At 61.1% G+C, this 12,697-nt stretch carries 14 protein-coding genes; 9 read left to right on the top strand and 5 right to left on the bottom strand.

The features are described from left to right. Nucleotides 1-152: 152 nt before the first annotated feature. On the bottom strand, nt 153-407 hold the full coding sequence (locus HKK57_RS08195; protein WP_029289634.1) for a TIGR02647 family protein: 255 nt from the start codon (nt 405-407) through the stop codon (nt 153-155). A 149-nt stretch (nt 408-556) separates the two neighbouring features. Further along, entirely contained in the window at nt 557-841 is a 285-nt protein-coding gene (locus tag HKK57_RS08190) for a hypothetical protein (RefSeq protein WP_029289632.1), read from the bottom strand. A gap of 126 nt (nt 842-967) precedes the next feature. On the opposite strand from HKK57_RS08190, the gene HKK57_RS08185 reads away from it, so the two are divergent. Beyond that, the gene (locus HKK57_RS08185; protein WP_070994038.1) at nt 968-1,627 is read left to right on the top strand and encodes a glutathione S-transferase family protein; all 660 of its coding nucleotides are present in this window, start codon (nt 968-970) and stop codon (nt 1,625-1,627) included. Between the two features lie 186 nt (nt 1,628-1,813). On the opposite strand, the gene argH is transcribed toward HKK57_RS08185, so the two are convergent. Continuing rightward, nucleotides 1,814-3,208, bottom strand: a complete 1,395-nt coding sequence (argH, locus tag HKK57_RS08180) for an argininosuccinate lyase (RefSeq protein WP_029289628.1) — start codon at nt 3,206-3,208, stop codon at nt 1,814-1,816. Nucleotides 3,209-3,759: 551 nt separating this feature from the next. Here argH and HKK57_RS08175 point away from each other — a divergent pair. The 7 genes from HKK57_RS08175 (at nt 3,760) to HKK57_RS08145 (ending at nt 10,150) form a co-directional block, all read left to right on the top strand. After that, nucleotides 3,760-4,506, top strand: a complete 747-nt coding sequence (locus tag HKK57_RS08175; RefSeq protein WP_029289624.1) for a LytR/AlgR family response regulator transcription factor — start codon at nt 3,760-3,762, stop codon at nt 4,504-4,506. A gap of 138 nt (nt 4,507-4,644) precedes the next feature. Then, a complete protein-coding gene (hemC, locus tag HKK57_RS08170) occupies nt 4,645-5,586 on the top strand; it encodes a hydroxymethylbilane synthase (protein WP_029289622.1) in 942 nt (313 codons plus the stop codon). After that, nucleotides 5,583-6,350 carry a uroporphyrinogen-III synthase gene (locus tag HKK57_RS08165; RefSeq protein WP_154907100.1) on the top strand — a complete coding sequence of 256 codons (768 nt, stop codon included), beginning with the start codon at nt 5,583-5,585 and terminating at the stop codon, nt 6,348-6,350. Before hemC ends, HKK57_RS08165 begins: the two co-directional genes overlap by 4 nt. A gap of 19 nt (nt 6,351-6,369) precedes the next feature. Then, entirely contained in the window at nt 6,370-7,482 is a 1,113-nt protein-coding gene (locus tag HKK57_RS08160) for a uroporphyrinogen-III C-methyltransferase (RefSeq protein ID WP_070994035.1), read from the top strand. A 5-nt stretch (nt 7,483-7,487) separates the two neighbouring features. Further along, nucleotides 7,488-8,729, top strand: coding sequence for a heme biosynthesis protein HemY (locus tag HKK57_RS08155; protein ID WP_070994034.1), 1,242 nt, complete (start codon nt 7,488-7,490; stop codon nt 8,727-8,729). A 235-nt stretch (nt 8,730-8,964) separates the two neighbouring features. Continuing rightward, on the top strand, nt 8,965-9,486 hold the full coding sequence (locus HKK57_RS08150) for a disulfide bond formation protein B (RefSeq protein ID WP_029289614.1): 522 nt from the start codon (nt 8,965-8,967) through the stop codon (nt 9,484-9,486). A 205-nt stretch (nt 9,487-9,691) separates the two neighbouring features. Further along, nucleotides 9,692-10,150, top strand: coding sequence for an Rsd/AlgQ family anti-sigma factor (locus HKK57_RS08145; RefSeq protein ID WP_029289613.1), 459 nt, complete (start codon nt 9,692-9,694; stop codon nt 10,148-10,150). 54 nt (nt 10,151-10,204) lie between these two features. Here HKK57_RS08145 and HKK57_RS08140 read toward each other — a convergent pair whose 3' ends face one another. Next, nucleotides 10,205-10,870 carry an FKBP-type peptidyl-prolyl cis-trans isomerase gene (locus tag HKK57_RS08140; protein WP_169390014.1) on the bottom strand — a complete coding sequence of 222 codons (666 nt, stop codon included), beginning with the start codon at nt 10,868-10,870 and terminating at the stop codon, nt 10,205-10,207. A 192-nt stretch (nt 10,871-11,062) separates the two neighbouring features. Here HKK57_RS08140 and HKK57_RS08135 point away from each other — a divergent pair, with 192 nt between their 5' ends. After that, on the top strand, nt 11,063-12,229 hold the full coding sequence (locus tag HKK57_RS08135) for an AlgP family protein (RefSeq protein WP_169390013.1): 1,167 nt from the start codon (nt 11,063-11,065) through the stop codon (nt 12,227-12,229). On the opposite strand, the gene HKK57_RS08130 is transcribed toward HKK57_RS08135, so the two are convergent. Continuing rightward, the gene (locus tag HKK57_RS08130; protein WP_029289610.1) at nt 12,226-12,690 is read right to left on the bottom strand and encodes a TIGR02444 family protein; all 465 of its coding nucleotides are present in this window, start codon (nt 12,688-12,690) and stop codon (nt 12,226-12,228) included. The two genes, HKK57_RS08135 and HKK57_RS08130, sit on opposite strands and share 4 nt — an antisense overlap. Nucleotides 12,691-12,697: the final 7 nt, after the last annotated feature.

Here is a 12,697-nt window from a genome sequence, read left to right as displayed (position 1 = left end):
CGCAGGGCCCGGCGTGGGCAGCCGTGTAGGAGTTTACAGACAGAATCGTAGGAGGTTTAAGGGGAATTTGTTTTTGGCGTCAGAATTTTATCGCGCACACAGGAATGCCCGCGGAATCCGTGAGCAGAGGATCCCGAGGGCGATACGGAGTGTCAGGCAGCTTCTTTGGTGGTCGCGGTGGTCAGAATCGTCAGCAACGTTTGCGCTTGCTCTGCAGCATCCCGGCCCAGGCTGGTCAGGTAGCCGCCATCTGGCTGATCGATCAGTTTTTTGTCGAACAGGCGCTTTGCAGCAGCAATGGCAGTGGGAGCAGCAGTCTGATGGACTTTCAGACCTTCATGGGTGCTATCCAGGGGGAAAAGTACAAGGATTTCCAGTTCGGCAACCAACTCAGGGGTATACGACATAAGGACTCCAGACGTTCTAGGAATTGTCAGACGCTAGCAGAGCCTAAGGTGAACGCACTTGAGCGAACTGTCCAGTGCGATATGGGCGCAGGGGAGGCAAGCCGCACTCCTGTAGGAGCCGGCTTGCCGGCGATGGCGGTTCCAGGGACCTACTGTTTTTCCGGCGGCAGCTCAGGCAGTGCGCGCAGCGCCGTTTCATACCAATCGGTATCGAACGGGCGGTCTGTTTCCAGCATCGCGTCGATTTCCACGGCCAGCACGTGGGCCATCAGGTTCAGGATGTCTTCACGCTCGTAACCGACCAGGGTCAGCTTGTTGAACGTAGCCTTGGCTGCCGGCGGGTTGTCGCTTTCGATCTGGTTTTCGATCGCCTGGGTCAAGGTGGACTCGGCGAACTCTTCTTCGTCGTTATCGATATCGGTTGGCTCGCTCATGGCAGCCTCCTGTCAGGAAAGGGCGCCAGTCTACCCCCATTCAGCCAGGTGATGCTGCTGGTCAGGCCGCGCGTCACGATCTATAACCTACCCAGCCAACCCCCTGCACGGCCTGGAGGCTTTGTGATGCTCAAGCTCTACGGATTTTCAGTCAGTAACTACTACAACATGGTCAAGCTGGCGCTCCTGGAAAAGGGCCTGCCCTTTGAAGAAGTGCCGTTTTATGCCGGGCAAACCGCTGAAGCCCTGGCGGTGAGCCCGCGCGGCAAGGTGCCGGTGCTGAAGGTCGAGAAAGGCTTCATCAACGAAACCAGCGTGATTCTCGAATACCTCGAACAGACACAGTCGGGCCCGGCCCTGCTGCCGGGCGATGCATTCCAGCGCGCCCAGGTGCTGGCGTTGTGCCGGGAAATCGAGCTGTACATCGAACTGCCAGCCCGCGCGTGTTATGCCGAGGCGTTCTTTGGCATGTCGGTGCCAGAGGCGATCAAGGACAAGTCCAGGGCCGAGTTGCTGTTGGGGATTGCGGCGCTGGGGCGACACGGCAAGTTTGCGCCGTATGTCGCGGGGGAGAGTTTTACGCTGGCCGACTTGTACTTCCTGTACAGCGTGGACTTGGCGTGTGCCGTCGGTGGGAAGCTGTTTGGCCTGGATTTGCTGGCTGAGCTTCCGAAGGCCAAGGCCTTGCTGAAGAGGCTGCAAGACATGCCCAACGCCCAGCGAGTGGCGGCGGACAAGGAGGCGGCGATGCCAGCCTTCATGGCGATGATCGCGGCGAAGAAGTAGTAAATGGGGGGGGCGGGCGTGTGTGGGAGCTGGGCTTGCCCGCGATGCAGGCACCTCGGTGTGTCAGTGACACTAAGGTGATGCTATCGCAGGTAAGCCAGCTCCCACACAAGCGTGCTTCCACAGTTGACCGAGTTGAATTGAAGGCCCCGGTCAAAGGTGGCAGCTAGCTTGCCTGCGATACTTTCAGCGGCTGGCGAGCAGCGCCTGGCCGCGTGCGACTGCCGCCTTGACCTGGGCCGGTGCGGTGCCGCCGATGTGGTTACGGGCATTGACCGACCCTTCCAGGGTCAGCACCGCAAACACATCCTGTTCGATCTGGTCACTGAACTGGCGCAGTTCTTCCAGGCTCATTTCCGCCAGGTCCTTGCCGGTATCCACGCCGTATTTCACCGCATGCCCGACGATTTCATGGCAGTCACGGAACGGCAGGCCACGGCGCACCAGGTAGTCCGCAAGGTCAGTGGCGGTGGAGAAGCCGCGCAGGGCCGCTTCACGCATGATCGCGTGCTTGGGCTTGATCGCCGGGATCATGTCGGCAAATGCGCGCAGCGAGTCGCGCAGGGTGTCGGCGGCGTCGAACAGCGGTTCCTTGTCTTCCTGGTTGTCCTTGTTGTAGGCCAGAGGCTGGCCTTTCATCAGGGTCAGCAGGCCCATCAGCGCGCCGAATACACGGCCACTTTTACCGCGCACCAGTTCCGGCACGTCGGGGTTTTTCTTTTGCGGCATGATCGAACTGCCGGTGCAGAAGCGATCCGGCAGGTCGATGAACTGGAACTGCGCGCTGGTCCACAACACCAGTTCTTCGGAGAAGCGCGACAGGTGCATCATCGCAATGCTGGCCGCTGCACAGAATTCGATGGCGAAGTCACGATCCGACACGCCGTCCAGGGAGTTGCCGCCCACGGCGTCAAAGCCCAGCAGTTGCGCAGTGTATTCGCGGTCGATCGGGTAGGTGGTGCCGGCCAGCGCAGCGCTGCCCAGGGGCATGCGGTTGGCGCGCTTGCGGCAGTCGACCAGACGTTCGTAGTCGCGGCTGAGCATTTCGAACCAGGCCAGCAGATGGTGGCCGAAGGTCACGGGCTGCGCGGTCTGCAGGTGGGTGAAGCCGGGCATGATGGTGTCCGATTCACGCTCGGCCTGCTCCAGCAGGCCTTTTTGCAGGCGGGTGATTTCGCCCAGGATCAGGTCGATTTCATCACGCAGCCACAGGCGGATATCGGTAGCGACCTGGTCGTTGCGGCTACGCCCGGTGTGCAGTTTCTTGCCGGTCACGCCGATGCGGTCGGTCAGGCGCGCCTCGATATTCATGTGCACATCTTCAAGGTCCACGCGCCAGTCGAAGGTGCCGGCCTCGATTTCGCCACGGATGGTGGTCAGGCCATCGATGATGCTGTCGCGCTCGGCATCGGTCAGCACGCCGACCTTGGCCAGCATGGTGGCGTGGGCGATCGAGCCCATGATGTCGTGGCGATAGAGGCGCTGGTCGAAATTGACGGAGGCGGTGAAGCGCGCGACGAAGGCGTCGACGGGCTCACTGAAGCGGCCGCCCCAGGACTGATTGGTCTTGTCGGTGCTCATGGATTCGCTCGTGATCTGCTTAAAAGAGGCATGAAAGTGTGCCGCCGATAATAACAGGGTTGCCCGTGGAGGCGTTGATACGCCGCGTCGGCATTTTTATTTGTTTGATGGATGGCAAAGTGCCTTGCCGTTGGCCGCGTCCGGGATGAGACTGGAGGCGGGAGTGAAAGCGGGGGTTTCACCCGACCGGATCCTGAGGTAAACAAAGGATGTTTATTGAAACGATATTTGACGATTGAGCAATGTCGTCTTCGTGAGCGTCTACAGTTGCACTGACAGGGGTGCAGTGCACCAATGCCAGGCGATGAGGTCGAACTCCAGGCTAACCTTAAAGTAGAGGGGGTGTTCATATTGAGTATCAGCAAACCCTATGACGATGCCCTGCGGTATCGGGTTTTGGGCGGTATTGAACAGGTCCGGGTAAATATTGGTGTCGCTCTCGGGGCACTTTTTGCCGCTCACGCTAGTCTTAGCGTGGATCGCCGTGACGGAAGTCACCGCACCTGTCTACGCTATCCTTGTGCGAGACTCACGCAGGAATCCAGCGCAATATGAATGTCCTGATCGTTGATGACGAACCCCAAGCCCGCGAGCGACTGAGCCGTATGGTCAGTGAGCTCGAGGGATACACTGCCCTTGAACCGAGCGCGTCCAGTGGCGACGAGGCATTGGCCTTGATCGAAAGCCTCAAGCCGGACGTGGTGCTCCTTGATATCCGTATGCCTGGCCTTGATGGGTTGCAGGTCGCCGCCCGCTTGAGCGAGCGCGAGTCGCCGCCGGCGCTGGTGTTATGCGCGACCGACGAGGAGTTCTCCTCCGAGACCCTGGAGGCAAGCGGCGTCAGCTTCCTGGCCAAGCCGGTATCTGCCGAAGCGCTGCTCAAGGCGTTGAAGAAGGCCGAGCGGCCCAATCGCGTGCAGCTTGCTGCCCTGACCCAGCCTGCGGCGCAAAGTGGCAATGGCCCCCGCAGCCATATCAGCGCGAGGACCCGCAAGGGGATCGAGCTGATTCCCGTGGACCAGGTGATTTATTTCATTGCCGATCACAAGTACGTGACCTTGCGCCACGAGCACGGTGAAGTGCTGCTCGATGAGCCGCTCAAGGCCCTGGAAGACGAATTTGGCGAGCGCTTCGTGCGTATCCACCGCAACGCGCTGGTGGCTCGCGAGCGTATCGAACGCCTGCAACGCACGCCCCTGGGGCATTTTCAGTTGTTCCTCAAAGGGCTCAACGGCGACGCGTTGATCGTCAGCCGGCGCCATGTCGCAGGCGTACGCAAGATGATGCAGCAGCTTTAGCCCGAGGGCTGTAGCGACCTGCATGCCCCGAATCCCGGTGCGCAGCGGCCAGGGAGGCCCCGCACTTGCTGATTCAAATCAAGGCGGTTCTGCCTGAGCTGTTATTATCTGCCGTATCTATTCAGTACGGATTGATCCATGTCCTCTCGCGAAATCCGCATCGCCACCCGTAAAAGCGCCCTGGCCTTGTGGCAGGCCGAATACGTCAAAGCCCGCCTTGAGCAAGCCCATCCGGGGCTCACGGTGTCCCTGGTGCCCATGGTCAGTCGTGGCGACAAGCTGCTCGACTCGCCGCTGTCGAAAATCGGTGGCAAGGGCTTGTTCGTCAAGGAGCTGGAAACCGCTCTGCTGGAGAATGAAGCCGACATCGCCGTGCACTCGATGAAAGACGTGCCGATGGACTTTCCCCAAGGTCTGGGCCTGTATTGCATCTGCGAGCGTGAAGACCCGCGCGATGCCTTCGTGTCCAATACCTACGCCTCCCTTGATGAACTGCCGCAGGGCAGCATCGTCGGCACCTCCAGCCTGCGTCGCCAGGCCCAGTTGCTGACCCGTCGCCCGGACTTGCAGATCCGCTTCCTGCGGGGCAACGTCAATACCCGCCTGGCCAAGCTGGATGCCGGCGAGTACGACGCGATTATCCTGGCGGCCGCTGGCCTGATTCGCCTGGGCTTTGAAGAGCGCATCACCTCTGCCATCAGCGTCGAAGACAGCCTGCCGGCTGGAGGCCAGGGTGCCGTCGGTATCGAATGCCGCACCGCAGACCTGGAAATCCAGGCGCTGCTCAAGCCCCTCGATCACCAGCCAACCGAAGTGCGGGTCACCGCCGAGCGTGCCCTGAACAAGCACCTCAACGGTGGCTGCCAGGTGCCGATTGCCTGCTACGCGGTACTTGAGGGTGACAACCTCTGGCTGCGCGGCCTGGTGGGTGATCCCGACGGCGGTTTGCTGCTCACGGCTGAAACCCGCGGGCCACAAACCGAGGCCGCGAGCCTGGGCGTGCAGGTTGCCGAAGAACTCCTGGCAAAAGGCGCCGGCGCCATTCTGCAAAAAGTCTATGGCGAGGCCGGTCCGCAGTGACCGGTTGGCGTGTGCTGCTGACGCGGCCTGCCGAGGAATCGGCAGCCCTGGCGGCCTCGTTGTCCGAAGCCGGTATCTTCAGCAGCAGCCTGGCGTTGCTGGAAACCCAACCATTGCCCATCACCGCCGAGCACCAGGCGGTTTTTCAGCGCCTGAACCGCTATTGCGCGGTGATCGTGGTGAGCAAGCCGGCCGCGCGCCGGGCGCTGCAGTTGCTCGATCAGTTCGCCCCAGCGGTGCCGACCCTGCCGTGGTTCAGCGTCGGCGCGGCAACGGCCCGGGTTCTGGCTGACCATGGCCTGGATGTGAGCTACCCCGAGGTTGGGGACGACAGCGAGGCCTTGCTTGAATTGCCCAGGTTGCGCGAGGCTGTCGCTGTTGACGGTGCGCGCGTATTGATCCTGCGTGGGCAGGGGGGGCGAGAGTTGCTGGCTGAGCGTTTACGCGGCCAAGGTGCTAGTGTCGATTATCTGGAGTTGTATCGTCGGTTTTTGCCGACCTACGACCCGGATGTGCTCACCCAGCGCATTGATGTGGAACGCTTGAACGGCCTGGTGGTCAGCAGTGGGCAGGGTTTTTTGCATCTGCATGGCCTCGCCGGTGCCGATTGGCCACGCGTGGCACAGTTGCCGTTGTTCGTGCCCAGCCCACGAGTTGCCGAAATGGCCCGGGCTGCGGGCGCGAAAAAAGTTGTGGATTGCCGCGGTGCCAGTGCCGCGGCTTTGCTAGTGGCGTTACGGAGCCAGCCCGTTCCCACTCTCTAATAACGCAAAGGATGGACACGTGAGCGAAACAGCCTTGCCTAAAGATGAAGCTCAGCCCGCGCTTGATGCGCCTGTTGAGACCCCGGTCACTACGCCTCGCCGTGGCAACGGCCTGGCGGTCTTTGCTTTGCTGCTTGGCGCCGCGGGTGTTGCGGCTGGCGGTTGGGGGCTCTGGCAGGTCCGGGCCCTGCAAACGAGCAGCCAGCAACAGTTGGTGCAGGTGCGCACCCTGGATGAACAATCCCAGGGCATCCAGCAGGCGCAGCAGCAATTGGCCGCACGCCTGGCGCAATTGCCGGGTGCTGATGAACTGGAAGAACGCCGGCGCCTGGTGGCGCAATTGCAGGGCGACCAGCAGCGCCTGAACCAGCGTCTGGAAACCGTCCTGGGGGCCAGCCGCAAGGACTGGCGCCTGGCCGAGGCCGAGCATCTGCTGCGCCTGGCCAGCCTGCGCTTGTCAGCGTTGCAGGACATCAACAGTGCCCAGGCGCTGGTGCAGGGCGCCGATGAGATCCTGCGTGAGCAGAGCGATCCGGGTTCCTACGCCGCCCGCGAGCAGTTGGCCAAGAGCCTGGCGGCCTTGCGCAGCGTTGAGCAGCCAGACCGCACCGGGCTGTACCTGCAACTGGCGGCGCTGCGTGACCAGGTGGTGCAACTGGCCGCCGTGTCCCCGGAATATCAGTTGCAAGAGAGCCCCCAGGGCCGTCCGAGCACCGACACTGACAGTCGCTGGAGCCAATGGTGGGAGCAGATCTCCCGCTACTTCCGTATCGATTTCAACCCCGATGACAACATCCGCCCATTGCTGGCAGGCCAAGGCCTGAACCAGGTGCGCCTGGCCCTGAGCCTGGCGCTGGAGCAGGCGCAATGGGCTGCACTCAATGGCGAACCGGCGGTGTACGCTCGGGCGCTGGGCGAGGCGCGCAGCGTATTGCAGGGCAACTTCAACCAGGACAACCCGCAAAGCCAGGCCATGCTGGCGCGTATTGCCGAGCTTGAGCCCAAGGCCGTGTCGGTAGTGACCCCGGACCTCGCCGCGAGTTTGTCTGCGGTGCAGGCTTACCTTGAACGCCGCCATCTGTCTGCCGACGAAGCCAAGGCTTCCGCCGGTAAGCCGGCGACCCAGGAGTAAAGCCGATGAAGCGTTTCTATGTGGTCCTGGTGCTGGCCATTGCCCTCGCTCTGGCGCTGGCGGTGGGCATCTCGAAACACACCGGTTATGTGCTGATCAGCTATCCCCATGTGCTGCATTATGAGTCCGGCCTGTGGTCGACCCTGGTGGCGGTGTTTGTCGTCGGCCTGGCGATCTATCTGCTGCGCGTGCTGCTGGGCCTGGTGACGACTTCGGGTGGCGTGGTCAATCCCTGGTCGCGGCGCAATCGCAGCCGGCGGGTGCAGGTGGCTATCGAGCAGGGGCAGATGGACTTGGCGGAAGGCCGCTGGGCCAGTGCCGAGCGGCACCTGCACCGTGCGGCGGAAGCCGAACGCCAGCCATTGCTCTACTACCTCGGCGCGGCTCGGGCGGCCAACGAGCAGGGGCGCTATGAAGAGTCCGACAGCCTGTTGGAGCGTGCCCTGGAGCGTCAGCCCCAGGCCGAGCTGGCGATTGCCTTGAGCCACGCACAGTTGCAGATGGACCGTGGCGACACGGACGCAGCCCTCGTGACGCTGCAGGCCATGCATGAGCGCCATCCGCATAACGCCCAGGTATTGCGCCAGCTCCAGCGCCTGCACCAGCAGCGTGGTGACTGGTCCTCGGTGATCCGGCTCTTGCCGGAGCTGCGCAAGGATAAAGTGCTGCCAGCCACCGAGCTGGCGGATCTGGAGCGCCGGGCCTGGGGTGAAAACCTGAGCCTGGCCGTCCAGCGTGAAGAGCATGGTGAGGCCGGCCTGCAGTCCCTTGAGCGGGCCTGGCAGCAATTGACCTCGGCCCAGCGCCAGGAGCCCCAACTGGTACTGGCCTATGCCGAACAGTTGCGCCAACTGGGCGCCGATGCCAAGGCCGAAGAGGCTTTGCGTGTTGCGCTCAAGCGCGGCTACGACAGTCACCTGATCCGGTTGTATGGCCTGCTGCGCGGTGGCGATCCGGCACGGCAGTTGAAGTTCGCCGAAGGCTGGCTCAAGGACCATCCGGGCGATGCCAGTTTGTTGCTGACGCTGGGTCGGCTCTGCCTGCAAAACAGTTTGTGGGGCAAGGCGCGGGACTATCTGGAAAGCAGCCTGCAGGTTCAACGCAACCCCGAGGCCTGTGCCGAGTTGGCGCGATTGCTCGCGCAGCTGGGTGATACCGAGCGCAGTAATCAACTGTTCCAGGAGGGCCTGGGGCTGTTGGACAGCCGCCTGCTGGCTTCACCGCTACCGGTGCCTGCACGGGTCTGACGTAGGATGTTTTGAAGGGCTGGCTCAGAAGCATCTGGCAACCAGTCCTTCAAAATCCCTCGGTTTTGCGGATTCAGGGGCTTGAGGTGGTTTCCCACAGGGCACCACGTAAAGTTACCTGCCCTCTGACGGGATATCCCTGCGATCTCGCGGAAGTGTCTGCTCCAGCGCGTATTGAAAGGGGTAAGGTCTTTCCTCTACCGTAACGACCTATCTCTTGCGTTACGGATAAACAATGTCTTTGGCCCCTTCACGCTCCTTGTTCTTCCTGGCGTTCATGGCCGGTGTGCTGACGTTGGGCGCGTCGTTTTACCTGGAATACGGGGCTCTTTTGCGGCCTTGTTTCCTATGCCTGATCCAGCGCAGCCTGCTGGCGGTGTTCACCCTGATCAACTTCATAGCGGCGATCCACGGCCCCAGGCGCGTGGGCATCTACCTGTACTGGGCGGCGAGCATGGGCTGTGCGTTGCTCGGCGCAGTGACAGCGGTGCGCCAGGTGCTATTGCAGAACATCCCGCCTGACCAGGTTCCCAACTGCTGGCCAAGCCTGGAATACATGATCGAAAACCTGTCGCTGGGGCAAGCCCTGCAGTTGGCGTTCAAGGGCACTGTCGACTGTGTGGAAATCAACTGGACGTTGTTTGACCTGAGCATCCCGGAGTGGAGCCTGCTGTTCTTCGTGGCCATGCTCCTACTGGGGGTGACGCAGTTTTCCCGACTGTTACCCGGTCAGAATCTACGGTTTGTGAAGCACTGACTGGTTGGGTTGGTTCGTAGGATGGGATTAAACACTTGTATGAACTTTCTGGTCTGCGTACCTTGAAGCCATAGTCGTGGGGGCATAATCTGGCCCGCACGCGTTATTGAAACAGTTTGTTCGATGCGGCGTTGTCCGCTTGCCGCTTTATCCTCGACGCATCGCGCGGGTGAAAGCGGCACCGCCCATAAGGGAAGAGATCATCATGTTGGAAAGTTGTCAGAATGCTCAGGAACGCTGGGGTGGTGTGCATAAGCTGATCGACAGCTGGTTGAAGGCACGTCACGAATTGGTTCGGGCCTTTGATGCTTTGGGTGAGAAGCCTGAAGCGCTGGCTGAGAACCGCAAGCCTCTGCAGGAGTTCTGTGGTGTCTTGGTGGACTACGTCTCGGCAGGGCACTTCGGGGTCTATGAGCAACTGACCAAGGAGGCCGAGGCCTTCGATGACCAGCGTGGCCTGGATTTGGCCAAGACCATTTACCCGCGTATTGACGTCATCACCGAAAAGCTCCTGGCGTTTAACGACCTTTGCGACAAGGGTGAGTGCGTTGCCGCGACATTCAAAGAGCTGGGTGGCCTGCTCCATGAGCGTTTCGAACTGGAAGACTGCTTGATCGAAGTGCTGCACAACGCCCACAAGGAAGAGCCTGCAACCCAGGCCTGAGCCTCAGCGGCAAGACAAAAAACGGTGCGCATGGCGCACCGTTTTTCGTTGGGCTCAGGCACCGATTGCGAGCAGCTCAATCTCGAAAACCAGCGGTGTGTAAGGTGCGATCAACTGGCCCGCACCGTCTGCGCCATAGGCCTGTGCAGAAGGAATCACCAGGCGCCATCTTGCGCCTACCGGCATCTGTTGCAGCGCGCTTTGCCAGCCGCTGATCACGCTGTCCAGGCGAAACCATTGGGGCTGCGTGCTCTGGTCGAAAACCGTCCCATCCGGCAATCGCCCCACGTACTTCACCTGCACCCGATCATTGGCGCCTGGCTTTTTCCCGCTTCCAGGGGCCAACTCCGTGAGCAAGATACCGTCTGCCAATTCGCGCGCACCGTTCCTGGCTTTTTCCGTGCTCAGAAATTGTTGTTCGGCGGCGAGAGCCTTTTCGCTTTGCGGCACTTGTGCCTCGCTGCTGGCTTGCGCTTCGTGTTGGGCGAGGATCTGAGCGATGCGTGCGTCATCCAGGGCCAGGGGCTTGCCTTGATAGGCTTGCTTGAGGCCGTCGAGCAAGGCCTGGATCTGCAGGTCGGGGACTTCCTGGCGCAGGCGTTCGCCAAGGCTGGCGCCCAGGCTGTAGGCCAGGTCGTGGCTGTCTTTGGACGCTGCTGGCTCACTCGCGTTGGCCACTGAAAACGACAAACCCAGGATGAAAAAAAGGTAACGCGACATGGGTATTCTCCAGCCGAAAGTGCGGTGGATTATGCCAGTGTGGAGGGGTAAAGAATGGAGTGGTTTTTCGTTATATCGATAAGAATTTTTGTGCGGTGCAACGCAACGCATTCGATACTGTCAACATGCCCTAGCGGCGGTAAGAGCAGAGGGCTAGTATGAGCCGCACCCACGTCAGCCAGGAGGTAAACCATGTCGGCCAAACAGAAGCCTGTTAATACCCCGTTGCACTTGCTCCAACAACTCTCGGGCAGCCTGCTCGAACATTTGGAAAGTGCTTGCTCCCAAGCCTTGGCTGATGCAGAGAAATTGCTCGCCAAGCTGGAAAAGCAGCGCGGTAAGGCTCAAGAAAAACTGCATAAATCCCGCACCAAACTGCAAGACGCCGCGACTGCCGGCAAAGCCAAGGCGCAAACCAAAGCCAAGGGCGCTGTCAAAGAACTTGAGGACTTGCTCGATGCCCTCAAGGATCGTCAATCCGAAACCCGCACCTACATCCTTCAACTCAAGCGTGATGCCCAAGAGAGCCTGAAACTGGCCCAGGGCGTTGGTCGTGTGAAAGAAGCAGTGGCTAAAGTGTTGAGCACTCGTACACCGGCCAAGGCAGTTGCGGCCAAGGCTTCGGCTAAAGTTGCGGCCAAGCCTGCTGCTAAAAAAGCGCCTGCAAAATCGGTCGCCAAGCCAGTGGCCAAAACCGCTGCTGCGAAACCAGCCGCCAAGCCAGCTGCTAAAACCGCTGCTGCGAAACCAGCCGCCAAACCAGCTGCTAAAACTGCTGCTGCGAAACCAGCCGCCAAGCCAGCTGCTAAAACTGCTGCTGCGAAACCAGCCGCCAAGCCAGCTGCTAAAACCGCTGCTGCAAAACCAGCCGCCAAGCCAGCCGCTAAAACTGCTGCTGCGAAACCAGCCGCCAAGCCAGCTGCTAAAACCGCTGCTGCAAAACCAGCCGCCAAGCCAGCTGCTAAAACCGCTGCTGCAAAACCAGCCGCCAAGCCAGCTGCTAAAACCGCTGCTGCAAAACCAGCCGCCAAGCCAGCTGCTAAACCTGCTGCTGCAAAACCAGCCGCCAAGCCAGTTGCCAAACCTGCTGCTGCAAAACCAGCCGCCAAGCCAGCTGCCAAACCTGCTGCTGCAAAACCAGCCGCCAAGCCAGCTGCCAAACCTGCTGCTGCAAAACCAGCCGCCAAGCCAGTTGCCAAACCTGCTGCTGCAAAACCAGCCGCTAAGCCAGTTGCCAAACCTGCTGCTGCAAAGCCCGCGACCCCCGCTTCACCGGCAGTTCCAGCTGCTACCCCGGCACCGGCCAGCAGCACGCCTGCTCCGGTAGTGCCAGGTACCACCCCAACCAGCGCTTCCTAAGTGCCGGTGGCCGCGACGCGCAGCTGATGCAGTGCGTCGTGGTCGAAGTTGGCGGCTTCGGTCGCCAGTGCTTCAAGCCATGCCTGATCTGTGGCGTGCTCCCCCGCTGGCCAACGCTGTGCCAGTGCCTCCAGACGCAATAGCAACTGCCGTTCGGCCTCCAGTTCCAGGGCTTTGACCTGCTCGCGCAACGCCCCCAGCTCCACATCCTGCTGTGCCATGCAACGCCATTGTTTGCGCACCCTGCGCAAGGGCTGCACGACATCTGCCTGCCAGGGCTCGGCGATTGTTCGCAGCGCCTGTACGCGTCCAGGCTCCAGCGCGACCCCGCGCTGTTCCAGCCACAACCCACACAACAACAGACACACATCGGCCCCTTGCTCCTGCAAGCGCAGGCAGGCATCTTCAGCACCCGCACGGGCGTAGGTCGAGAGGGCAAAGCTCCACAGGTCAGCGCACATGTTCACA

The organism is Pseudomonas sp. ADAK21 (assembly GCF_012935735.1).
GTDB classification, from domain to species: domain Bacteria; phylum Pseudomonadota; class Gammaproteobacteria; order Pseudomonadales; family Pseudomonadaceae; genus Aquipseudomonas; species Aquipseudomonas proteolytica.
The sequence above is the reverse complement of the archived record's forward strand: the minus strand, read 5'-3'. Positions and strand labels throughout refer to the sequence as shown.